The sequence below is a fragment of the Paenibacillus sp. LBL genome, assembly GCF_029893715.1.
In the GTDB taxonomy this organism is placed as follows: domain Bacteria; phylum Bacillota; class Bacilli; order Paenibacillales; family Paenibacillaceae; genus Paenibacillus_AQ; species Paenibacillus_AQ glucanolyticus.
Window position 1 is genome coordinate 1 of sequence record NZ_JARXYU010000018.1, and the last position, 23,204, is coordinate 23,204.

The 23,204-nt window shown below is 51.4% G+C and carries 25 protein-coding genes and 1 pseudogene; 22 read left to right on the forward strand and 4 right to left on the reverse strand.

Features of this window, described 5'->3' with window-relative positions; genetic code table 11:
- Positions 1-93: 93 nt before the first annotated feature.
- Positions 94-885: pseudogene (locus M2277_RS26180) on the forward strand (DUF5704 domain-containing protein); the annotation flags it as partial.
- Positions 886-1,117: 232 nt separating this feature from the next.
- Here the strand turns inward: M2277_RS26180 and M2277_RS26185 are convergent.
- A complete protein-coding gene (locus tag M2277_RS26185) occupies positions 1,118-2,218 on the reverse strand; it encodes a YheC/YheD family endospore coat-associated protein (protein WP_036641325.1) in 1,101 nt (366 codons plus the stop codon).
- Between the two features lie 294 nt (positions 2,219-2,512).
- Here M2277_RS26185 and M2277_RS26190 point away from each other — a divergent pair, with 294 nt between their 5' ends.
- From M2277_RS26190 to M2277_RS26280, 19 genes are all read left to right on the forward strand, one after another.
- The gene (locus M2277_RS26190; protein WP_280756010.1) at positions 2,513-3,658 is read left to right on the forward strand and encodes a glycosyltransferase family 4 protein; all 1,146 of its coding nucleotides are present in this window, start codon (positions 2,513-2,515) and stop codon (positions 3,656-3,658) included.
- A gap of 82 nt (positions 3,659-3,740) precedes the next feature.
- Complete coding sequence (locus tag M2277_RS26195) at positions 3,741-4,298, forward strand: WIAG-tail domain (RefSeq protein ID WP_280756011.1); 558 nt, start codon at positions 3,741-3,743, stop codon at positions 4,296-4,298.
- A gap of 176 nt (positions 4,299-4,474) precedes the next feature.
- On the forward strand, positions 4,475-5,335 hold the full coding sequence (locus tag M2277_RS26200; RefSeq protein WP_280756012.1) for a glycosyltransferase family 2 protein: 861 nt from the start codon (positions 4,475-4,477) through the stop codon (positions 5,333-5,335).
- 154 nt (positions 5,336-5,489) lie between these two features.
- Positions 5,490-6,425 carry a glycosyltransferase family 2 protein gene (locus tag M2277_RS26205; RefSeq protein WP_280756013.1) on the forward strand — a complete coding sequence of 312 codons (936 nt, stop codon included), beginning with the start codon at positions 5,490-5,492 and terminating at the stop codon, positions 6,423-6,425.
- Complete coding sequence (locus M2277_RS26210; protein ID WP_063478837.1) at positions 6,422-7,183, forward strand: glycosyltransferase family 2 protein; 762 nt, start codon at positions 6,422-6,424, stop codon at positions 7,181-7,183. The genes M2277_RS26205 and M2277_RS26210 overlap by 4 nt, the downstream gene beginning before the upstream one ends.
- Complete coding sequence (locus M2277_RS26215) at positions 7,180-7,911, forward strand: sugar phosphate nucleotidyltransferase (protein ID WP_280756014.1); 732 nt, start codon at positions 7,180-7,182, stop codon at positions 7,909-7,911. The genes M2277_RS26210 and M2277_RS26215 overlap by 4 nt, the downstream gene beginning before the upstream one ends.
- Positions 7,908-8,621 (forward strand): glycosyltransferase, encoded by a 714-nt coding sequence (locus tag M2277_RS26220; RefSeq protein WP_280756015.1) that lies wholly within the window; start codon positions 7,908-7,910, stop codon positions 8,619-8,621. The genes M2277_RS26215 and M2277_RS26220 overlap by 4 nt, the downstream gene beginning before the upstream one ends.
- Before the next feature lie 71 nt (positions 8,622-8,692).
- On the forward strand, positions 8,693-8,983 hold the full coding sequence (locus M2277_RS26225) for a hypothetical protein (RefSeq protein WP_036641331.1): 291 nt from the start codon (positions 8,693-8,695) through the stop codon (positions 8,981-8,983).
- A 32-nt stretch (positions 8,984-9,015) separates the two neighbouring features.
- Complete coding sequence (locus M2277_RS26230; protein ID WP_234972816.1) at positions 9,016-9,327, forward strand: alpha-helical endospore appendage domain-containing protein; 312 nt, start codon at positions 9,016-9,018, stop codon at positions 9,325-9,327.
- A complete protein-coding gene (locus M2277_RS26235) occupies positions 9,327-9,641 on the forward strand; it encodes a hypothetical protein (RefSeq protein WP_006208720.1) in 315 nt (104 codons plus the stop codon). Before M2277_RS26230 ends, M2277_RS26235 begins: the two co-directional genes overlap by 1 nt.
- Positions 9,642-9,644: 3 nt before the next feature.
- Positions 9,645-9,953 carry a hypothetical protein gene (locus tag M2277_RS26240; RefSeq protein ID WP_006208721.1) on the forward strand — a complete coding sequence of 103 codons (309 nt, stop codon included), beginning with the start codon at positions 9,645-9,647 and terminating at the stop codon, positions 9,951-9,953.
- 203 nt (positions 9,954-10,156) lie between these two features.
- On the forward strand, positions 10,157-11,254 hold the full coding sequence (locus M2277_RS26245) for a CgeB family protein (RefSeq protein WP_006208722.1): 1,098 nt from the start codon (positions 10,157-10,159) through the stop codon (positions 11,252-11,254).
- 38 nt (positions 11,255-11,292) lie between these two features.
- Positions 11,293-12,417, forward strand: a complete 1,125-nt coding sequence (locus tag M2277_RS26250; RefSeq protein ID WP_280756016.1) for a CgeB family protein — start codon at positions 11,293-11,295, stop codon at positions 12,415-12,417.
- Between the two features lie 149 nt (positions 12,418-12,566).
- Positions 12,567-13,964, forward strand: a complete 1,398-nt coding sequence (locus tag M2277_RS26255; RefSeq protein ID WP_280756017.1) for a glycosyltransferase family 4 protein — start codon at positions 12,567-12,569, stop codon at positions 13,962-13,964.
- Positions 13,965-14,113: 149 nt separating this feature from the next.
- Positions 14,114-15,208, forward strand: a complete 1,095-nt coding sequence (gene wecB / locus M2277_RS26260; protein WP_036641334.1) for a non-hydrolyzing UDP-N-acetylglucosamine 2-epimerase — start codon at positions 14,114-14,116, stop codon at positions 15,206-15,208.
- The gene (locus M2277_RS26265) at positions 15,198-16,184 is read left to right on the forward strand and encodes a polysaccharide biosynthesis protein (protein WP_280756018.1); all 987 of its coding nucleotides are present in this window, start codon (positions 15,198-15,200) and stop codon (positions 16,182-16,184) included. The genes wecB and M2277_RS26265 overlap by 11 nt, the downstream gene beginning before the upstream one ends.
- On the forward strand, positions 16,181-17,008 hold the full coding sequence (locus M2277_RS26270) for a dTDP-4-dehydrorhamnose reductase family protein (RefSeq protein WP_036641336.1): 828 nt from the start codon (positions 16,181-16,183) through the stop codon (positions 17,006-17,008). The genes M2277_RS26265 and M2277_RS26270 overlap by 4 nt, the downstream gene beginning before the upstream one ends.
- Positions 16,990-17,949 (forward strand): SDR family oxidoreductase, encoded by a 960-nt coding sequence (locus M2277_RS26275; protein WP_280756019.1) that lies wholly within the window; start codon positions 16,990-16,992, stop codon positions 17,947-17,949. The genes M2277_RS26270 and M2277_RS26275 overlap by 19 nt, the downstream gene beginning before the upstream one ends.
- 174 nt (positions 17,950-18,123) lie before the next feature.
- On the forward strand, positions 18,124-19,221 hold the full coding sequence (locus tag M2277_RS26280) for a YhcN/YlaJ family sporulation lipoprotein (RefSeq protein WP_280756020.1): 1,098 nt from the start codon (positions 18,124-18,126) through the stop codon (positions 19,219-19,221).
- 88 nt (positions 19,222-19,309) lie between these two features.
- Here M2277_RS26280 and nagA read toward each other — a convergent pair whose 3' ends face one another.
- From nagA to M2277_RS26295, 3 genes are read right to left on the reverse strand one after another with little or no spacing between them, the layout of a single operon-like run.
- Positions 19,310-20,497, reverse strand: a complete 1,188-nt coding sequence (gene nagA / locus M2277_RS26285; RefSeq protein WP_063478843.1) for an N-acetylglucosamine-6-phosphate deacetylase — start codon at positions 20,495-20,497, stop codon at positions 19,310-19,312.
- The gene (gene nagB, locus M2277_RS26290) at positions 20,494-21,222 is read right to left on the reverse strand and encodes a glucosamine-6-phosphate deaminase (RefSeq protein WP_006208730.1); all 729 of its coding nucleotides are present in this window, start codon (positions 21,220-21,222) and stop codon (positions 20,494-20,496) included. The genes nagA and nagB overlap by 4 nt, the downstream gene beginning before the upstream one ends.
- 3 nt (positions 21,223-21,225) lie before the next feature.
- Positions 21,226-22,101, reverse strand: a complete 876-nt coding sequence (locus M2277_RS26295) for a MurR/RpiR family transcriptional regulator (protein ID WP_006208731.1) — start codon at positions 22,099-22,101, stop codon at positions 21,226-21,228.
- Between the two features lie 289 nt (positions 22,102-22,390).
- Between M2277_RS26295 and M2277_RS26300 the strand changes: the two genes are divergently transcribed.
- Together M2277_RS26300 and M2277_RS26305 are read left to right on the forward strand one after the other, a co-directional pair.
- Positions 22,391-22,615, forward strand: a complete 225-nt coding sequence (locus tag M2277_RS26300) for a helix-turn-helix domain-containing protein (protein ID WP_006208732.1) — start codon at positions 22,391-22,393, stop codon at positions 22,613-22,615.
- Between the two features lie 221 nt (positions 22,616-22,836).
- Entirely contained in the window at positions 22,837-23,115 is a 279-nt protein-coding gene (locus M2277_RS26305; protein WP_280756021.1) for a hypothetical protein, read from the forward strand.
- The last annotated feature ends 89 nt before the right edge of the window (positions 23,116-23,204 follow it).

Consider the following 23,204-nt stretch of genomic DNA (forward strand, 5'->3'; position numbering starts at 1 on the left):
AAGGTGGAACGCCGTGTGCGGTGAAAATTGCATGCACGGTGTGGAGGAGGGGAAAAGGTGGAGATAATATCAAACCCTTACCTATTCCAATAATTCGATTTGAAGACCAAGGGCAATATGTTTGGCACCCAAGATGGCATTTCGATCACACCGAGTTTTTATTATGTAAATAAAGATGGCAGCGGACGCCAGGAGGTTGACTTGTATTATCACAGCGGGAACCGGAAGTTCATTCGCATCGGTTCGCCGCAGGATACGGAGAAGCGGTACGTTGTTTTGAATGAAAGGCTGCGCCATGTTCCGCAAGACGAACTGCAGGATACCGCCGCTTATCTGTATAACCATGGCGGTGCCCCGGCGGGGATGAGTGCAGCGACCTATGCGAAGCAGTATATGGAGAAAATTAGCAAGAGCAAAACCTGGGTGGGAAGGCTGGATTGGATGCTGCTTCCTTCCGGCATACGAACACTGATCGGGCCCAAGGCAGGTTTACCTGCCTCCGTTGACACCGAGCGTGCCAACGCTGCCATTCAGCGCTGGTACGGTGAATACAGTCTGCCTGCCGACGTATATGTCGTGAAGAAGGGAACCGATTTGGCGGCGTACGGACGGGCGAATCGTCTGGATGAGAAATCGGCGATATTCCTGAAAAAAGGGTATATTGTGGTGAATTTCAACCTGGAGACGATCCGAAACGGCAATACGGCCAAGCCGCATTTGCAATACATTCATGGCCCACTCATGAATCAGTGGCAGCTCGAAGGGTATAGCAATACACATACGGATCCCTACGGGAAGAGATTCAACCTGACAGACGGGGATGTTGTATTCTATCATGCGGATCAGTCCAGTAAAGGAGATTTCAAATCTCAGGTTCCTCACTGATCCAACCCACACTTCAATAACATCTAAAAACCAGCCATTGCCCGATTTCTCTGGGCAGCGGCTGGTTTTTTATGCTGTTCCACTGATGAAAATTCATTCCCTTCACAGGTTACCGCTGCATTGAGGTGAACGACCTGTGAAGCATGGCTGTATGCTCTCTTCCAATTTGCAGGATTTCCCCCTCCTATAGGAAGCGAATGGACCATAACAGGCATCGCATTCAGTCCCTTTTTCAATACGGGGGCCATCCCGCATTGTCATACAGATAGCGGACAAAAGCCATCGGATTGCGGTATGAGTTTTTCCACGCCTCTCCCATACCTGCCTCCAGGAAGCCATACCGTTGATCGCAGCCGTTGCATTCAATGAAATAGAGTCTTTCATCTTCCGTGATGCCAATGTCCAGTCCAAAATCGGCTGCATACGGAATAAACAAGGACAGGATGCGGGCGATATGCAGAGAAAATTCGGAGATACGCTCAAGGGTAGCTCCTACAGGTGCATGAGGCATACAGCGGGTCAGTATATCAGGCACCTGATAGGCAGAGCCTCCTTGAGCAATGTTGGAGACAAAGGTTTGGGGCGGTGAGGTTTTGGCGAACATGCCAGCAATCTCCCAGCCGCCGCTGCCTCCCCGCTGCACAGTGACCCTGATGTCAAAAGGACGCCCCCTGTATTCTGCCAGGGGGATTCGCTGCTGCGCTAGAAAGGGCGCGCGCCTGATCCTCTGGTATATCAGAGGATGAAGTCTCCCTTCAGCCAACGCTACCGTTCTCCAGCCTCTTGCAGAAGGCAAGGAACGGGAATAGGTCAGATGGGTGCGTCCAGGGCTCCTTTTTAACCGCATAATCCCAACTCCGACACTTCCGCTGCACGGCTTTAAGACGAGGTCACCGTGCTGACTCAGCATGGACCGAATCGAGAGAGGAGTAGCTTTTACCGTATGGGGTAAGGCGTGGGCCAATTCAGGGTCCTGCTCCAGCATATGGTGAATCTTGTCTTTACCATAGCGGGTGCGCCCGTTAAACACATAGATTCCTTGTTGAATCAGGTGATCGATCAGCTTGAGTTCACGTCTGTTGTATATGGCTCGCATATGGATCGCACGGGGAATGGGAATATGCACTTTGGTGTATCCGGATGAAATCGGGATGTATCCTGTCACCTTTCCGGTATCCCGTGAAATATGATGAATGGTAAAAAAACAAGGAACCAGCCCGTACATGGCAGCGGCTTCTTCATAGTTAGCCAGTGATTCAGTGCCGATTCTCCCGCTGGAAATTCTGCGATACGTGTTGTTGTTGAGCAGAATGCCGACAAATTCCGGATGCATGGTCATCCTCCTTGTTACCATAGATCATGTAGTCTTTGTACCACATCGTATGCATAAGGAAGATTGTCCCGGATGGACGGGTGTCGCCCGTGGTTGGCCTATTCTTTATTATTAATATTAGTCACCAACAGCCCCTTATCCGGTATATGTTAAGGTATTAGGCCATACAAATGACGGGAGTGCGCCTTTTTGGAGACAGCATGCAAACACGACGGCTATAGAGCCAGGGTCTCCTTTGAAATCAATCAGTAGAGGTTTTTTCATATAGCTAAGTTGTGAGAAGGGTGTGGAGTTATGAGTTTGCGGAAGGTGGCGGTTGTGACGCCGGGGTCGTTTGTTATTCCATCGGGGAGGAGCAGCTCCGTGGAGCGTGTGGTGGAGCAGACCATTCCCTTGGCACAGGAAGCCATGGATGTGCGCATATTCGGAGTGTTGGGAAAAGGGCTTCCGTCCAAGGACGCGATCAACGGTGTACCGTGTTATCGACTTCCATCTGGAGCGAACTACTATCCTTCCTTGCTGCGCAGGCTTCAAAAATGGAGACCGGATATTACCGAAGTGCACAATCGGCCGCTGCTAGCCCAGCGCTTGAAGATGCATCTTCCTGATGTGAAGACGGTACTCAATCTCCATTCCAATACCTTCGTCACGCCTCCGTACATGAGTGAACAGCGGTTTGGGAACATTGCACGCTGGATGGACGGGATTGTAGTCAACAGCCGTTTTCTACTGGAGGATATTACGACCAGGCATCCGTGGCTGTCGGATAAAATCACGATTAATCACCTCGGGGTTAGCCTTGAGCATTTTACCCCGCCCTTCAGCCCGGCTGCCAAGGCATTGAAGGAAGCAAGGCTTACTCAGCACGGATGGAGCGGGCGGCGCATTCTCCTGTTTGCCGGACGGCTCATACCCGATAAAGGCGTCCACCACTTAATTGAAACACTGCCACAGATCATTGACAAGCATCCGGACGTGCTGCTGCTCATTATCGGGAGCGCAGCCTACGGCTCGGACCGGGAAACCGCTTATGTAAGGGAATTAAAAAGGGCTGCCAGGCCGTATCAGCAGTGGGTGTGCTTCCGCCCCTTTGTGCCTTATCCGGCTATAGCCGACTGGTACACGCTGGCGGATATCGTGGCTGTTCCATCTGCGCCCAGAGAGGCCTTTGGACTGGTCAACGTTGAGGCAATGGCGGCAGGCGTACCGGTTATCGCATCAAGCGCAGGAGGCATTCCGGAAATTGTAGAGAATGGGGTGACGGGTTACTTGGTTCAAAGCGATGATTTTCCTACCGGGCTTGCAGAGCGGATCAACAATCTGCTTCAGGACGAAAATCTTCGCAGACAGATCGGAATGGCTGGCCGTGAAACAGTGCGGCAGCGGTTCAGATGGAACCACACAGCAGAGCGCTGGGTCCATCTGATGCAGACCATCTGATGGAAACCGAGGGGACTGTGGCAGGAGCCCCCCTTGCCGAATAGGATGAAGTAACGATTAGAAGCAGAGGAGAGAGCCGACAGTGAACAAAGCCAGAAGGATCACCAGGGGAAGAGGGAAGAGATCGTACCGGCGATATCCTGGCCGTCTCAAAACATCCACGTTCAGAACGAGCGAGGATCATGGTGGAAGCGAATATGCCCTGGCCGATGATACGATCGGCGCCGCTCATCTTCGGCATCGCAGCGTAAGGAGTGAGGCGATTGAAGACTATTCCGTGTACAGCATTCATCTGTCCCCTGAATCGATTACTTCTTCTAAAATTGCAATCCATTCGGTGGATGTGGATCATTTGAACTTTAATCCGGTGCAAGGGACAACTGACAGGCCGTTAATGCAGCAGTTCGGCAATATACCGTTCGTGTTTCCGGAAGACGTGGACGACATCGATGTTGCCGTATCGCTTCAGTCTCCCTATGCCGACGCAAACTATGCGATGGTGGTATCGTGCAGCGATCCGGCATTTCAGGCGGGGGTTAGGTCACGGAACGAACTTCAGGCGGTAGTTGGCATTACAAGAAACGAAGGCAGTCAGCTAGCTGCCGGGTGGGTGTCGTGGATAGCGGTAGGCGGACATTAGGAGTGAAAAAAAGGGCGGGGAGGAAACTCCCCGCCCTTTTTGTGTGTACAGGTAGCAGATGGGGGATGAGCATGGCGCATAACCGTACATATGCCGTTACGGTGAGTGAGAGCAAACATACAATAGCATAGATTGCCAAGGAGCAAGTGACGTTACATGGGAGGAGGAGTACGAATATGCGTAATGTGCAGCGGTTAAGACCACGAAGATCGGTTGCACGGCGAGCCTCCAGAAGAGGAGTGCAGCCGACAGATCCGGCTAACCGTATAACCTACCGTCCTTCGGAACCACAGATCCCAAGAGATAATCATCCGAATCCGTTGGTATCCGTCATTATTCCGGCTATGAATGAAGCAGGCAAAATCGGTGCGGTGATAGCAGAGGCCCGGGCGGTTCACCCCGAAACGGAGGTTATTGTGGTTGCGAATGGATGCAAGGATCAAACGGCATCGGTCGCAGAGCGAATGGGAGCTAAGGTATTATCTTTTGCGGAGCCGCTCGGTAACGATGTTGGACGAAGTGTAGGCGCACAAGCAGCTAAAGGACGAATTCTTCTTTTTACAGACAGCGATATGGTTATTCCTTCTGGTGAATTAAGGCCATTCGTACAGGCGGTGCTGTCTGGTGTGGATGTGGCCCTGAACGATTACACCGGCCCTGTCGATCGGTCGCCGGTTCACCGGGTTATTCTTGCGAAATATACATTAAATACGATTCTGGGCAGGTCTGATTTGCGGGGAGCGTCCATGACAGCCGTGCCGCATGCATTAAGCCGCCGGGCGCTCGATGTCATGGGTGCAAGGGAACTGTCGATTCCTCCCAAAGCGCAGGCAGCTGCAATGAGCCGGGGGCTGCGGGTGGAGGCGGTTTATCGCGTTGAGGTCGGACGCTTGAACCCGGGACGGACAACTGGCGGGGATCCGCTCGAAATGCTGGTGCTGGGCGATCATCTGGAAGCACTGGAAGCCGTGATTGCGGAGCGGGGCGTCCGCGGCGGATATCACGATGGTGGACGAAGACGGAGCTTGGTGAGGTGAGCACGTGCAGAAGGTAATTTATAAAAAATCATTCCGATCAGGCCGTTACAGCCAAAGGCGTTCAAGAAAAGCAAAGAGCTCCCCCCGAGCCTCCACAGCCTTCCGATCCTCGCTGAGCAGTCGGTGGCAACGGCTGGCATGGAGTGCGGGAGGCATGGCTGGCAAAAGGAACAGGACTGTTTCCAGCAGTGCGGCCTCGGCTGCCTTTGGACAGTGGTTGTATTCCAGTGGAATTCCCCGGCACCAATTCTACCATGTAATGCCGAGTGCAGCTGAAGCTTTCCGGCGCGGGTACGCCAGAAGCTCCAGGGAGCCTGTCCCCGCGCCACTGCTGCCGCCTCTGAACGGGCGCGTTTCCGTTATCGTGTCTGCCTGCAATGAGGCAAGCTCGATCCCGATGGTGCTGCGGGAGCTGAAGCGACTTCCATTCCATGAGATCATTGTGGTCGAGAATGGAAGTCAGGACCACACGTACGTTGCAGCACGTTCATTTGAAGGGGTCATTGTTGCGCATATTCCGGATCGTCTGGGGCATGACGTGGCCCGTGCCATGGGGGCCAAGATGAGCACTGGCGACATCATCCTGTTCATGGACGGGGATATGCCGGTATCTGCCGAGAAACTGAGCTCGTATCTGGTGGCGGCAGATCGGGGAGTGGATGTAGCTTTAAACGATATTATGCCGCTTCTGCCGGCTTTTGAACGACAAGATGAGGTTACCCGCTGTAAAACCTTTCTCAATCGAATGATGGGGCGCGATGATCTCGAGGCTAATTCTCTAACGGCTGTGCCGCACGCCATGACAAGGCATGCCATGGAGCGCATTGGGTATGGGAACCTTGCGGTTCCGCCCATGGCCCAGTCCCTGGCTATAAGACAGGGACTTCGGATTGAAGCGGTGCAGACGGTGGATGTTCTCAGTATGAACCGGAGAAGAAAAACGAACCGGGGCAAGGACAATCCGGTGGCAAGGCTGATCATTGGCGATCATGTCGAAGCACTTGGAGAAACGATGAAAGACCTTGGCGCACGTCTTCAATGGGGACAGGTGTCACGAACGGAACTAGCCTTACGGAGGAACAGCCTATGAGCGGACTTACAAGCATTATTATCCCCACGTTTAATGGACTGCATCTGCTGCGAACTTGCGTGGATCATATTCGTGCTTATACTGAGGTACCCTACGAGATTATCGTGGTAGATAACGGATCCCGGGACGGCACCGGCGAATATTGTCTTCGTGAGAAGCTGCTGCTGATTTCCCTGCCGGATAACACCGGATTTCCCGTTGCGTGCAACCGCGGTCTTCGGATGGCTTCGGGTGACCAATTACTGCTGCTGAACAACGATGTCTTTGTCTCGCCTCGCTGGCTGACGTTATTGCTGGAGGCGCTGTACAGCCGGGAGGAGATCGGGATCGTTGGACCTGTAACGAATTACGCAAGCGGAATTCAGCAGGTGAAGGCAGGGTATACGGACATCACGGGTTACATCCATGAAGCGGAGCGCTGGAATGTGACGAATCCGGGGCGCTGGCAGGAAGTGAACCGCATTGTCGGACTATGTTATCTGTTTAAGCGCACGGTCATGAACCGGGTTGGACTGCTGGATGAAATGTTCTCGCCCGGTCATTACGAGGATGATGATTACTGTTATCGTGCCCGTCTTGGCGGGTTCAAGCTATTGGTCGCAGGCAACGTTCTGGTACATCATGAGGGCAGCGCGAGCTTCCGGAATCGGTTTCCGGGCGGGTTCCAGGACCTGATTGAACGAAACCGGAAACGGTTTGTGGAAAAATGGAACGTGGACCCATTACAATTCATCGAGGAGAGAGGTGACGCATCATGAAGGGCGTATTATTGGCGGGAGGAAACGGCACCCGGCTCCTTCCGCTAACGAAATATATGAATAAGCACCTGCTTCCGGTAGGAAAGTATCCGATGATTGCATATGGAATACACAAGCTCCAGCAGGCTGGCATTGATGACATTTTGTTAATTACCGGCTCCAAATCGGTTGGTCTGTATGCGGAGTATTTGGAGAACGGACGGAATTTCGGTGTCAATCTAACCTACAGGGTGCAGGAACAAGCGGGGGGTATCGCGGAAGCGCTGGAGCTTGCCAAGGGATTCATCCCGCCAGACGAGAAATTTGTTGTTCTCCTGGGGGATAACTTGTTTCAGGATGATTTAAAGCCCTTCATCCAGTGTTATACACAGCAGCCGCCTGGTACTGCAATGGTGCTGCTCAGCCCTACGGATAATCCTCATCGGTACGGCGTGCCTGTTTTTGCGGAGGATGGCAGTGGGAAACTGCTCTTCATTGAGGAGAAACCCGTAAATCCCCGGAGCCGTCATGCGGTGACCGGAATATATATGTATGACCATAGTGTGTTTGAAATCATCAGCCGAATCAGTCCGTCGGACCGAGGGGAATTGGAGATTACCGATGTCAATAATCTGTACGCAGCTGCTGGGACACTGGTGTATGACATTATGCAGCAATGGTGGTGTGATGCCGGTACTTTTGAATCGCTGCAGGAGGCGGCTGTACACATGAAGGATGCATTGCCATGAAAAGACGACGTGCAGCGAGAGCCACGCTCAATACCACAGAGAAACGGGAAGGGGGATCCGGGGAGAGTTACCGAGCCGGTTACCAGGCAGGCTATGCACTGGGACTGAGGCTTGGACAGGAGGATCGAGGCAGTGTATTTGATGGAACGAGCATTATAATTCCTGCCCATCCGCATCATGATTCAGCCGTTCAAGTCATTCAGCATGTGGAGACCATGACCCCCCACCTGTATGAAGTGCTTGTTGCAGATGCTGGGGCCACACCGGCCACGAGACGGTATATTCTTGGACGGAGCGGAGCCATACGGCATATTAAGGGGAAGAGCGGCGACAATCTTGCTGTTGTCATAAACAGGGCCATCTCCACATCGCTTGGTGAATATATCGCCGTATTGGCTTATGATGCTCCGAATCTGGACAACTGGCTGGGGGTACTGATAAGGGAGCTTGAGCGCGAGCCTGCTATCCGAATGGTCTATGCCAGTTCCGGGGGCTTAACGACGACACAAGAGGCGGCACAGCAAGTCCCGCTTTCCGGACAGAAATTAAGCTGCTTGCTGTTCAGGCGTAAACTTCCGGAAGAGATCGGATTGTGGATGGAGGATATCGGTTCTGCAGAGGATAGCATGCTCAAATGGCTGGAACGGATACCGGTGGAGCAGAGGTCCAGAATTGAGGCATCCACCGTATTTGCAGGAGGAAAGTTATAGCGGGTGTTTTGCACGGAGAATCCGTTCTCCGCATATGCTGAACAGATAGAAGAGTGAAGGGGAGTACCGACGTGGAAAGCAAAATTGATGATATGATTGCGCATCTTTCACATTCTCAGCAGCAGCTGGCCCGGATATTGGAAGCTCAGCGCCATGCTGCTGTTCGCATGGCTCAAATTATACATTCTCTTCCTGATTATGAACTTCAGCTTGCTGAAGGATCAAGATCATCTGGAGGGCATACGGTACAAGTTAATCGCAGTATCGTGTCTTATCTGAATGCGATGGCGGACCTGCAGCAAACGGCGGCGGACAGCCTGGAGATTGTATTAAAGGAACTGAGAGAGCAGGATGAAGAATAACCCGGTATCGTTACCGGATGACAGAGGCGGGAGTGCAGTTGAGCAAAGAAGAGTCTTTGATGCGTATGCTGGAAGCGGCCGTCGCCATTCAGCGCGAGACCTCTCTGATCCTGGAGGGCAAGGCCGTCGAAGCGGAGAAGGTTCGTCAATGGGTGTTGTCCCAAGAGCCCTCAATGGGCGGATTGAAGGATTCGCTGGTCATTCATGAGCAGATTGTGGAGCAGATCGAGGGACTGACGCGTATCGGATCAGGTCTATGCCGAAATCTGCGAGTGGCTTTAGGTACCGAGGATCAGGCTGCCAGCGGAGGTTTTGACGAGTTTGATTTTGGAGAATCGGACTGATGATTACACGTACCCACCGGGAACATACAGCAAGAGTGGCCATGATCTCATCCATTGCCAGAAGTCAGGAGGCGCTGGCAGACATACTTCAGAACATTGCAGAGGTTTCTGCTCATTCTGATGTGACCGCGCGAAAGCTTGCAGAGAATATTCGATTATTGACCGGCTACCAGTCGGTCATGACTGAAATGCTGACAGGAATTCCCTTGAACCGGACCCAATGGGGATCTCCTTCATCCCCATGGCTTGCGGTTGGACGCATAGCCAACTCTAGTACAGCAGCACAGGAAGAATCAAAGGACTCAGGAGGTTAAAGGATGAAAGTGAAATCAACGGTTTTACGAACGCGAAGACGTACACGTCCTATCGGCAGCAGAAAAATATCCTCAGCTGTAAGACGTTTGAAGGTCGTAAAGGGCGTGAGACGGCGTCGTGGCGTCAGCTCCAGCTTACGTAAACGTCGCGGAATCCGGGGGCGCTACCGTTTAAGAAGAAGCGGACGCGTGTTCTTTCCGGCCTCTTCCCAAGCGTATAATCAGGGCTACAATCAGGCCTATGATGAAGGGTTTAAATCGGGTTTTGCACAAGGATACGAAGACGGTCAAATCCCACCTGCGCCGGTATGACGGCAGGCAGGGCGGCTCTCACGGAAGGCTTGAATCCGTGGGAGACCGCTCTTTTTTATTTTTTGCCAATCCTGTCATGACCAGGCTAGACGTAAGGGCATCCGCCAAATTCCCCGTCTCAGGGACAGTCGTCCATGATGCATTCGTCCTCTTGGCATATAGTTATATGAACCTTTGTAAATCCCATAAGAGACAGGGTGGAAATGGTGAGTTTATCGAAGCGTACAGGTCAGAAGGAGGGCTACCGGGCAGGTTACAGTGAAGGTTACCGTTTGGGTGGGTGCCGTGCGCTGATCGATCGTATTCCAACCGAGCCCCCGCCATATTTCAATGTGAAGGTCATGTATGTCCCCCAAGGCTTTGAATCCATTGATGAAGGAGTATCCAGCGGACTTGGCAAAATCGTCAGGGAATGCATCGTCGTACGTCCGGAACAGGTGCTGGAAGCAGCCTTGCAGCAGAGACCGGATATCATTCTGGTCATGAACGGTCTGCATGTTTTTCCGGATGATTTTCAGCATTCGATGACTCAGCTCCGCGAAGCAGGCTTCCGAACGGCCATCTGGTTTGTGGATGATCCGTATTTCACAGAGGAAACACCGGGGCTGGCACAACACTTTGATGTTGTGTTCACGCATGAGCTGAGCTGTGTTCCATTATATCAAAGTGTCGGGGTGAGGGAGGTTTATTATCTTCCTTTGGGGGTTCATCCGGAGCTGTTTACCCCGTTGATGGCAGGGCCGGCTTATCGTTCGGACATTTGCTTCATCGGGAATGCGTTCCGAAACCGTGCGGCCTTGTTTGATGAATTGGCACCGTTCTTGAAGGGAAAGCAGGTTCGCATCATCGGAGGCTACTGGGAGCGGCTTGCCCGCTATAAAGAGCTCTCCCCCTTCATACACAGCGGTTTCATACCGCCTGCGGAAACCGTGAAATTCTACAACGGCGCCAAAATTGTAATCAACCTGCACAGGCCAACCCAGAGCGGTGATGACAACCGCAACAGCCTGAATTTACCGGGCCGTTCGATCAATCCGCGGACATTTGAGATCAATGCTTGCGGAACACTGCAAATTACGGATATCCGGGAGGATCTGAGCCATTATTACACGCCTGGGATCGACATCGAGACCTTTGGTTCTGTCCAAGAATTGAAACATAAGATTTCCTATTATCTTTCTCAGGAGGATCAGCGTAGAAGTATAGCGCAGCGAGCGCTGCAGACGACCATGACGAGACATACGTATGTTCACCGACTGCCTGAACTTCTGACATTGATCGAGGCCCAACGTTTGAATTAGCAAGTTGTCCGAGCAAATATCAGGGAGGAGCGAAGCGGATGCCTAAAAGTTTAGCTGCCGGACCCCGTCGGTCCGCCGTATCCGATGCATATGGACGAGGCAGGAATGCAGGTATGCACGCCGGATATGATGAGGGGTATTTTCGAGGGAAATCACAGGGTATCGTTAACCGGGTTGTCTATACGCCGCCTGTGAGGGATATCCATGTGTTGTTTGTCAGCTCGGGAAAAGGATTTCCTTACTCGCCGATTGACGAGGCGATTATTGGTACACTGCACGGCATGGTACGCCAGGTTTCATTGACGGATGCCAAGCAGGACGTAGCTGCAGAAGCAAGCCGTACGCGGCCGGATCTTGTACTGGTGCTTGACGGCATGTATTTGCCTGTGGAACAGATGGATGCGGTTCGGGCCATGGATATTCGGACGGCCGTCTGGATGACGGACGATCCGTATTATACGGATATGACCGTAGACTGGATCCACCACTACGATTATGTATTTACACTGGAACTGAACTGCGTGGCCCATTATCAGAACTTAGGCTGCTCCCAGGTTCACTATTTGCCGTTTGCCGCGTTTCCCGTACACTATCGTCCGATTGCCATGCCGGGAGCAGCTAAGCGGGATATCGGTTTTGTTGGTACAGCGTATCCGAAGCGAATTCAGTTTTTTGAGCCCATTATGGACCAATTGATGGCACACCGGACCTTTATTAACGGTAACTGGTGGGAGAAATTCCCGGGTTACGGCCGATTTAACAACCAGATTGAGATCAACAAGTGGATGGGTCCGGCGGAGACTGCGGACGTATATAACAGCGCCAAGATTGTCATCAATTTGCACCGTGCGGTGGATGACGATGAAATCAATCAGAACAGCGGACATATACCGGCGGCTTCCCCGAATCCGCGTACGTTTGAGATTAGTGCTTGCGGCACGCTTCAGCTCTGCGATGAGCGGTCAGATCTGGCGCGGTTCTATACACCAGGTGTGGAGATTGACACCTACCGGTCTCAGGCTGAGCTACTGGAGAAGGTAGAGTACTATCTTGCTAACGACCACCTGAGAAAAGAGATCGCACATCGTGCCCTGGAGAGAACCTATCAGGAGCATACCTATGCACACCGCCTGAATACGCTCTTCTCGGTTATCTTTCCTTGATCCTGGCTCAGAAATAGTTCAATGATGGGGGAACAAGCGTCGTTACGGTGTCTTTGTTTTTCTAATATATTGTACCAACTGGGTGAAAAGGAGGTGGATCGCATCCGGTACTGCCACAATCACGGTTACTGTAGATGCGGATAATACCGATGGCCTTTAAACCGAAAATGTTGATTTTTTCACACGTATCCAATCCATCCAGCATTACGGGAGCGGAGAAGCTGCTTCTGTTCTTCTGCGGACAGATGACTCCTTATTTTGATTGCGTTCTGGTTGCACCGAACGAAGGCCGGCTGACTATATTGGCGAGACAATCCGGGATTACGGTCAAAATCCACAGAATTCCATTGTTTCACAGCGTGTATACACCGGGTTCCAATCTTTTGGCCGAAGCCAATAAGCTGATGGCAACATCGGTTTTCCGTGGATTGATGAAATGGATTGCAGGTGAGGCCCCGCAGGTAATTCTGACAAATACGTGTGTGCACTTTATGCCGGCAGCAGCGGGCAAGAGACTTGGAATTCCCGTAGTATGGCAATTGACCGAAAAAATTACGGAAAACGGGAACGCCCATTTGGCCACTTCGTTAATCCATCAGTACAGCAACTGGCTGGTCAGCATTTCCGAATCCGTAGCCGAGAGTTTCCCGGTGGAAGTCAGGCAGTCCAAAATGACGGTACTCCCTCCATCCTGGATTGAGTCTGATATTCAGCCAGCCGCATGGGCGACAACGAGAGCTTCCTTTCGCGGCAGTCTCGGCATCACTGCAAATCAACCGTTAATTGGTATGATTTCTTCATTTCTGATCGAGAGCAAAGGGGTGCATCACTTCATAGACATGGCGCTCTCGCTCAAGGATGCTTACCCCGACGCAGCCTTTCTCATCGTTGGGAGTGCGCTGAATCCGGATTATGACATATTGTGCCGCGATCGCATTGCTTCGGCGGGAGCTCAGCATCGTTTCATATTTGCCGGATCTCAAGACGATATCACTCAAGTATATTGTGCCCTTGATGTCGTGGTGGTACCGAGTCTGATACCGGAGGGATTCGGATTAACGGCTCTGGAGGGGCTGCTGCACGGGAAGCCGGTTGTAGCCTACGCATCAGGAGGACTTCAGGAGGTCCTGACGGCTGCCGGATGCCCGCATCTGCTCGCGATTCCCGGGAGCCCGGCCTCACTGGCAGAGAAGGTGAGGTTCATCCTGGATCAGCAGGATCGGGGCGAGGCTCTGGGTATGCAGAACCGCCTTCAGATCCAGGCTGTATTTGGTCCAGAGGTGTACGGAATGCGATTGAACGGCATGGTTTCACGCTGGATGAATGAATATCCTGCATGGTTTCAAATGACGGCAAGACAGGTGAAGCGCCGGGTTGTTCCGGCGAGACGACGTAAGCAGAATAGCCGCAGGAAGAAACGAAGTGCTGCTGTTGCGCGTCGGTTATTCGTTCGTAGACGAACCAAGAGACCGGAAGGCAGGGCGACCAGGCGACGGGCATCAAGGCTTAGACTACGCAGAACGTCCGCAAGGCGACGAAAGGCATGAGACGAGGTCAACAGCAGAGCGGTGAACGGTCTAGGCTTACTTCAAAAAGTCCGCTTCCGTTCTGCTGTCTCACGAAAGCGAGAAGAATGGTCGTGCTACGGAGTTATCGCCTTCGGATCTGTGATTAAGTTGGCAAGGGAGAATCCGATATGAAAGTCATGACGATCTTGGGTACGAGGCCCGAAATTATCCGATTAAGCTTGATCATTCCTCTTCTAGACCAGTATGCAACGCGGCATGTGCTTGTGCATACGGGACAAAATTTCACCAATACCTTAAGCGGGGTCTTCTTCTCGGAGATGGGGCTCCGCAGTCCGGACTATGTGCTTCAGGACCGCCAGGCCACGCTGGGAGGCCAGTTGTCCGTTATGTTCAGCCGAATGGAGGAAATATTGGAACAGGAGCAGCCGGACACGGTTCTGCTGCTGGGTGATACAAACAGTGCGTTATGTGCTGTGCTGGCAGAGCGTCTGGGATACCCGGTGGTGCATATGGAAGCCGGCAACCGCTGCTTTGATCTGGATGTGCCTGAAGAGAAGAACCGCAAAGTCATAGATGCGGTGTCCTCCATCAATATGCCCTATACAAACTACAGCAAGAATCATCTGCTTCGAGAGGGAGTGCCCAGTCAACGCATTGTCCTGACAGGGAACCCGATCTATGAAGTGATGAAGCATTACGAAGGTCAGGTCAATCAGAGCCGGATTATGGAGAAGCTGTCGCTCTCCCCCCAGCAATATTTTCTGATTACGATACACCGTTCAGAGAATGTGGATCGACCTGAGAATTTAACGGAAATATTAAATGGGTTAAATGCGGTCGCTGAAACGTTCGGAAAGCGACTCATATGCAGTTTGCATCCCCGGACGGCCTCGCGTCTTGAAGGAGCCAAGGATGTTCAACTTCATCCGCTTATTGAATTTCATGAGCCATTCGGCTTTTTTGATTTTGTACGACTCGAGAAAGAGGCACTCTGCGCGATCACGGACAGCGGTACGGTACAGGAGGAGTGCTGCATCATGCACGTTCCTACGGTAACGGTTCGCCGGACGACGGAGCGGCCGGAAACTGTGGACTGCGGAAGCAACATCGTCTCCGGTTTGAATGCTGAGCGTATCCATGGAGCGGTCAAACTGATGACGCAGCTGGGCCGTGACTGGGTGTGCCCTGAGGGGTATTTAGCGGACAATGTGTCGCGTACCGTCGTAAAATATGTGCTTGGAGGGAAAGTGAATGTTCACTAATCAACGGATTTTGGTGACTGGCGGCACAGGCTCTTGGGGACATGAACTGATCACGCAGCTTCTGCCGCTAAATCCTAAGCAGGTCATCGTTTATTCCAGAAGCGAGGCTACGCAGGTGGCTATGGACCGTGAGTTTGAAGATCCAAGACTCACTTTCCGAATCGGAGATATTCGCGACAAGGAAGCTCTAACAGCAGCCTGTCAGGATGTGGATTATGTATTCCATCTGGCGGCACTGAAGCACGTTCCTGTGTGCGAAGAGCATCCCTATGAAGCTCTGAAAACCAATGTGGTCGGCACACAGCATGTTATTGAGGCTGCTATTGAAAATCAAGTGAAAAAAGTGATCTATATTTCAACGGATAAGGCAGCGAATCCATCCAACTTTTACGGCATGACCAAAGCGATTGGCGAGAAACTGATCGTGTATGCTAATCTGTTGAGTAAGCACACCAAATTTGTCTGTGTGCGGGGTGGAAATGTTCTTGGAACGAACGGAAGCGTCGTTCATGTATTCAAGAATCAGATCCGGCAGAAGGGTCAGATCAGCATCACGGACCATAACATGACCCGATTTTTCCTGACCTTGAAGGATGCGATATCCCTGCTGTTCAAGGCATCGATTGAAAGTGTAGGCGGCGAAATTTTTGTTATGATGATGCCGACCTGCCGCATTGTGGATTTGGCAGAAGTACTGATAGATGCTTCTGGCAGAAGCGACGTTACACTGGTTGAAACGGGTATTCGGCCGGGTGAGAAGATTCATGAAATTCTTATGAGTGATTTTGAAAGCTTGACTACGGTGGTTTATGATGATGAATACCTGGTCATATTGCCGACACTCGAAATTCCCGATCTGAAGGAGCGGTATCAGGGCTTATCCAAAGTATCCTTCAACAGCTTCAGCTCGGAGCATCATTTAATGACCAAGACCGAGATACGCGAAATCCTTCAACGCGGAGGATTCTTGCCATGAAGATGCTCATTCTCGGGGGCAACGGTATGGCGGGACATATGCTTGTTCAGTACTTTCAGTCGTTCGGCAAGCATCATGTCTTTTACACGACCCGGGACAGACATGATTCACAAGGCCTTGTGCTGGATGTAACCGATATGAGTGCCGTGGAGCATATAATCAAAGCGGTTCGGCCGCATATGATCATCAACGCTGTAGGTGTCTTGAATCAACGGGCAGATGATGACAAAATTAATGCATATCATATCAACGGATTTTTGCCTCATCGTCTGCGGTATTTAGCGGACGCCATATCGGCCCGACTTATTCATATCAGCACGGATTGCGTGTTTCTCGGAGACAAAGGGGGTTATCGGGAAGACGATCTTCCCGATGGCGTGACTTCCTATGCGTTAACGAAAGCACTGGGCGAAGTGCAGGACCCGGATCACCTAACGATTCGCACCTCCATTATAGGACCCGAAATCCGGCAGAGTGGAATCGGTTTGTTCAACTGGTTTATGAAGCAGCGAGGTCAAGTTTCCGGTTATCGCGCCGTGCAGTGGAACGGGGTAACCACGCTTGAGCTTGCTAAAGCGATCGAGTTCTTCATGAATAAGGACGTCGGGGGTCTGATACATCTCGGACATCCGAATCCGGTAAGCAAATACGATCTGCTGCTGCTGTTCAAGGACATATGGGGAAAACATGATGTTGTTGTAGTGCCAACCGACGATATGGTTCAGGATCGGACTCTGCGAAGCACGCGGCTGGATGCGTTATATCCATTCCCGGATTATGTTCAAATGTTAAAGGAGATGTACGCATGGCAGCAGGATCATTAAAGGATCAAAAAATTCTCATAACAGGGGCAGCAGGTTTTACCGGCTTGCATGCTTGCGACTATTTCGTCCGGCAGGGATGTACCGTTATTGCTGCCGGGCGGAACAAGCAGGCGCTGGAGTCCATACAAGGCGTCATTCCGGCCGTGTGCCATCTCGAGAACCGTGAACAGGTGGATATTCTGATTCAAGAGAGCCTTCCTGATTATATTTTGCATTTAGCCGGAAAAAATTCAGCTTCAGAGTCCTGGAAACAACCGGCTTCTTACATGGAGAGCAACGTGATGGCCACCATATACCTTCTTGAAGCGCTGCGGCAGCACTGCCCCGACAGCCGTTTGGTTATGGTAGGCTCCAGGTTAAGTGTGGACCCTGCAAAAGGCGCGGCTGCCGTTCCTCATCCTTACAGCCTCAGTAAAACCTTTGCCAGCTGGTCCGCAGCTGCCTGGCATGGTTTGTACAACCAGCATATCGTTCTGGCTGAGCCGTCCAATCTGATTGGCCCCGGCGAATCAACAGGCTTCTGTACGCTGCTTGCCCGCTATATTGCGGGTTATGAAACAGGTCGAAATTTTCCGTTGTTCCGTATAAGCTCTCGCTACGAATCAAGGGATTTCCTGGACGTTCGGGATGCGGTAGCAGCTTACAGCATATTGCTTCAAGAGGGCACTCCCGGGATGACCTATCCGATCAGTTCCGGTACGGAACATACCCTTGGAGAGCTCGCTGAGGCACTGCTCCTGCATACACAGGCAGCCGTGCCGATGGATTGGGGTCCCGAATCCGCTCCCCTCTCATTAGATTCATTAAATAAAGGAACCGGGGGGCAGCAGGGTACCGAGCTTCTTAAAGCGCTGGGCTGGAATTCACAGTACCCTCTGGAGCGGTCGCTGGCCGATATTATGGATTATGCCAGAATACAGGCACAGCCGTCCTCTTCATAATAGAACAATCAAACGCCGATGGATCGATCATGATCTGATCGGTGTTTTTTTGTACATAAAATTAGGCATGATAAGCAGTAATCTTCCATGTTAAAACCTTTCAGCATACCGATTCCAACGCAAGGTCATCCTAAACGATGTTAATACACCTATTATAGAGATGGAGGATGAATCATGATTAAATCCAAAGCCCTCAACCTGACCGTCTCCACAGCATTGCTCCTCAGTATGGCTGCGGTAGCAGGATGCGGCAACACCACAGACGGCAACACGACACGTACAAACAACGTGGACAAGGGTCGTGTTGGTGTGAACTCCGTGCGTAACAACAACCAGCACATTCGCAGCACCCAGCAGCATGACCTGACAAACCTGAAGTACAGCAAAACGCTGTCCCAAAAAGTGTCGGATATCAGTGGCATGGGTCCTGCACATGTATTCGTAACCAATCACAGCGCGTATGTTTCGCTGCCCAAAGAGGGCGCGAACACCAACAGCATTGATGGACATGTTACGGGTATGAGCACGGCAAACCGTTCTGACGGCCGTTCAATGACAGGCATGAACAAAACGAATGTGAGGAACCGTACGTTCAACACTTCGGGTACAGGCAGTGTGGGGCTTCTGAGCAATATGGCTAGAGGCACAGAGCGTGTCGTGGAGAATACCACTCGTGCTGTAGAAAACACAACAGGTCTTGGCCGAACCGCCGATAACCGCGGCTTTGGCGTTAACGGAACGACGACGAATGGCGGTTTTGGCGGCAGCAACTATAATACGTTAAACGGAACGCGCAATAACGGACTTATGGGTACTAACGGAACTCGTACCAATGATTATATGGGGTACGGCACGCGTACCAACAGTCTTACCGGTACCGACGGGACGGTAAACAATACTCATATGGGAACTGGCATCAATGGAGTGCCTTATGGAACTTACGGAAACAACATGGGCATGATGAGCGCTCGTGAAGAGGTTCCTCAGCATGTGCGTCATGAAATTACGAACAAGATTCGTAAAACCGCTCCACATATCAGTCAAGTATATGTTTCCACAGATGAGGGATTTTATCAGCATGCCAAAGGTTTTGTAACGGGGAGTAACGCCAAGAATACGGTTGGAACACTTTCCCGTGATTTTGGGTCATGGATTAACCGTGTGTTCCCGCTTCATGTAGGAACTCGTGATGGTATGAATGATACACGCGGCAACATGACTAAAAATGATACGGACGACGGTTGGTTTGGCGGCAATCGAAACAGCCGGTAAAATTTCTATACAAAAAGGAGCTGCCCTGTAGGATTGAAATCATCCTATCCTAGGCGGCTCCTTTGCTATTTATAATGAATGCTATACCTTAATGTTTGCGTTGTCCTTGAATCCATACTCCTTGCAGCTCAAGATCGCTGGAAAGAACGAGGATGTCGGCGAGTTTGCCGGCTTCAAGCGATCCCGTGCGATCGGCGATGCCAATTTTTCTGGCTGGATTCATACTTCCGATGGTGGAGGCCTGCTCAATGCTGAGTCCAACCTCCCGAACCAGCAGCTGGAACCCTTTAATCATCGTTAATGTGCTGCCCGCGAGACTGTCTCTGTTATGCTTGAGCGTGGCAATGCCCTTCTCAACAACAACGGGCAAATCACCCAGCGTATATTCGCCGTCAGGCATGCCGGTAGCCGACATGGCATCCGTGATGAGAATCAGATTCCCATCCTGCTTCATGCGGGCCAGTATCCGAATTGCCGCGGGGTGGACGTGGATGCCGTCTGCAATGATTTCGCAGCTTAACCGATCATCGCCAAGCATCGCACCAACCACGCCTGGCTTGCGGTGGTGAAGCCCTGTCATCGCATTAAACGTGTGCACGCCATGACTAAGGCCGGCCTCGACAGCGGCTTCTACTTCCTCATAGGTTGCATCCGTATGACCCAGGGCAGCCACGATTCCGTGTTGATCCAGCCACGAGATTGCCTCTAGTGCCCCTTCACGCTCGGGTGCAAGGGTGACCTGACGAACCAGCCCCGGATATTGAGATACCCATTCTTCCAGCCACCTGATATTCGCGTGGACGATATGCTCAGGATTTTGCGCACCTGGCCATTTTGGGCTGATAAACGGGCCTTCGAGATGGACGCCTTCCAGTCTGGTATAAGACATGCCCTGATTACGATAGTCGCTTACTTCCTTCAGTACCCGATCGATTGCTTTTTTAGGCGCAGTCATCGTGGTAGCAAGCATCGCCGTGGTGCCCTGAGAGCTGTGGAAGGATGTAATTTGATCCAAAACATCCTTCGTTGCGTCCATAAAATCCTCACCGTTACCGCCGTGAACATGGATGTCAATAAAGCCAGGTACGATATAGCCATCGGGCTGATGGATAACCTCTGCGGCTGCCTGTTTAAGGCTTGCAGGGAGTTCGGAAACATCACCAGCGTATGCGATGTTCTCGCCTTGAATGGCCAGCACACCGTCTGTACGGATGCCTCTGGGCGTCAGTACTTGACCATACAACAATTGGACAGCATTCTTGGCTTCGCTGCTCATACCAGCAATCTCCCTGCGCCTTGATCCAACAGCACAACAACGTTCGGATGGCACTGAAGAAGTGATGCCGGACACTCGGTCGTGATAGGCCCTTTCAACGCACGATGTACAATCTCGGCTTTATCTTCTCCCCGGACGAGAAGGAGGATTTGGCGGGCTTTGAGGATGGTAGCAACCCCCATCGTGATGGCGTGGGTCGGAACATCCGCAAGCGTTGGGAAGAATCTAGCATTGGCGTTTCGAGTTTTCTCTTGAAGCTCTACCAGATGAGTCCCGCCGCTGAGGCTTTCACCCGGCTCGTTAAAACCGATATGTCCGTTATGTCCAATGCCGAGGAGTTGGAGATCAACAGGTCCGAATTCTTCAAGCATTTTATCGTAATTCAGGCATTCCTCTTCCGGATTGGCCGCATTGCCATTCGGCACATGAGTCCGTTCGATCTGGATATCTACATGGTTGAAGAATTTTTCATTCATGAAGGTGCGGTAGCTCTCCGGATGATTCTCAGGCAGGCCCACATATTCGTCCAGATTATATGTTGTGGTCTGCGCGAAGCTGACAAGCCCTTGACGGTGCATCTCAATCAACTTGGCATAGAGCCCAACGGGTGTGCTGCCTGTAGCCAGTCCCAGTGTAGCGCGCGGATTGGTGTGCAGTAAACTGGTGATCAGGTTTGCGCCCGTTTGCACGAATTGTTCTTCATCGCGGAATGTGTAAATATTCATTAGTTATTGTCCTCCTCGGCTTTTGCGATAGTTTTGAACATTAAGATATGACTGCTCCAGACGGGGAACATACGTGGAGAAGTCCCGACTGGCCATACCCATGAACAGAATGTCTATAATGTGAAGCTGGGCAATGCGAGAGGCCATGTCACCTCGGCGCATTCCTTCCTCCAGCGAGGACGAATACAGTGTAATGTCCGCCATGGATGAGATGGCACTGCTTCGGTAGGAAGTAACGCTGATCGTAAATGCGCCTGTGTCTTTGGCACACGCCAACGCATCGATGGTTTCCGGCGTTTCGCCGGAGTATGAAACGGCCACGGCAACATCACTTGAAGTCAGCGTGGAGGCTGAGGTGATCTGCATGTGGGAGTCTGCAAAAGCGGTGCAGTTTTTCCCGATCCGGATCAGCTTCTGGTAAAAGTCCTGTGCCACAATAGAGGACGTTGCCACACCATACAGGTCAATGCGTTTTGCCCGGCATAGGGCATCCACTGCGCGCTCCAGCTGCCCCAAATCCAGAAGCTCTGTCGTATCCCGAATCGACGTCAGGTGATTGGATTCAATCGCCTCTACGATTCCGGCAAGCGGATTGCCTGCAACGATGTCCTGATAACGGGTGCTTCCTGTGCGTGAAGCCAACTCGGCATGGGCGATCTCTGCGGCAAGCTTGAGCTTGAAATCAGGATATCCCTTGCACTGAAAGTTCTTGCAAAAGCGGGTGACTGTGGCAGCGCTGACCTCGCACTGATCTGCAAGATCTTTAATGCCCATATGCACAATCTCGGATGGAGCTGTCAAAATAAACTCTGCGAGCCGTCGTTCCTGACGGGGCAGGCTTTCCTTTTCGACAGAGATAATATGCAAGATTGGTGTCATCAAAAGCCTCCTTCAAGGTTCCCGGTGAGCTTATTTGTGGGCATAACGGATGGGATCTGATTTGAAAATTATTTTTAAAAAAATGAAAAAATAAAGAAAATAATTTTTACTCCCCCACATCATAAAGGAACCTTTGGGAGGAATCAAGGATAAAAATCATCAACATGAACCCAGCGCCCAAATTGATGGCCCCTTCCGCACCTTCCCCCCTTCTCCAACATAAGATGAGTTGACTGTATCCCTTACCCTTGTTAGACCACACATACCCGGGCAAGGAGGGGTGACACCATTGAAGGGGACCGACCATAATAGCAAGTTCTTGTTAACCCACCGTGAACGCGAAGTATTTGAATTGCTAGTGCAAGACAAAACGACTCGCGATATCGCCGGGCAGTTGTTTATTAGCGAGAAGACGGTGCGTAACCACATCTCCAATGTCATGCAGAAGCTAAATGTTAAGGGCCGTTCGCAAGCTGTCGTTGAGTTGATAAAACTCGGTGAGTTGAAGATCTGACACCATGCCGGTTGCACGTAACGAAAGCACAGCGAAAGCCTTCCTTCCCGATTCTTACCGGGATTGAGAAGGCTTTTTTGTGTTAAAATGGATGGGAGCTGCTTCTTAATAAATGGCAATGGGTTTGGTGCGTAACTACATATCGGATGTCATGTGAAAATGAATCGGGTAGACTAGCTATTTAGTACAAATAGCCTGCACATGTTGGAGGTGGAATAAACGTGGGATGGATATTGGGAACCATCGTCGTTGTCATCCTTGTTGTCTTCGTCGTTACAGGAATGAAGCGTAAGTCGAGCAGCGTTAGGGGAAGCAATGTCATCCAGTTAAAATCAAAAGCAAACGTGAAAATCAGCAGCGAAAATAACGCTCAGCCCTGCAGTCGATGCCGACACAAGCGCCAACTGACCTTCTGCGCGGATGATGCCGGTGCCGTAAGAGGTTTATGTAACGAATGCAGAAGAGAGCTTGAACAGCATCAGGAATTATATCCGGTATAGCCCATCATATGAAGCTGTATCATAAGAGGAAGTGCGAGGGAAACCTAAACTGCGCGCTGCCTCTTTTTTTAGTGAAAAAGTACATATAG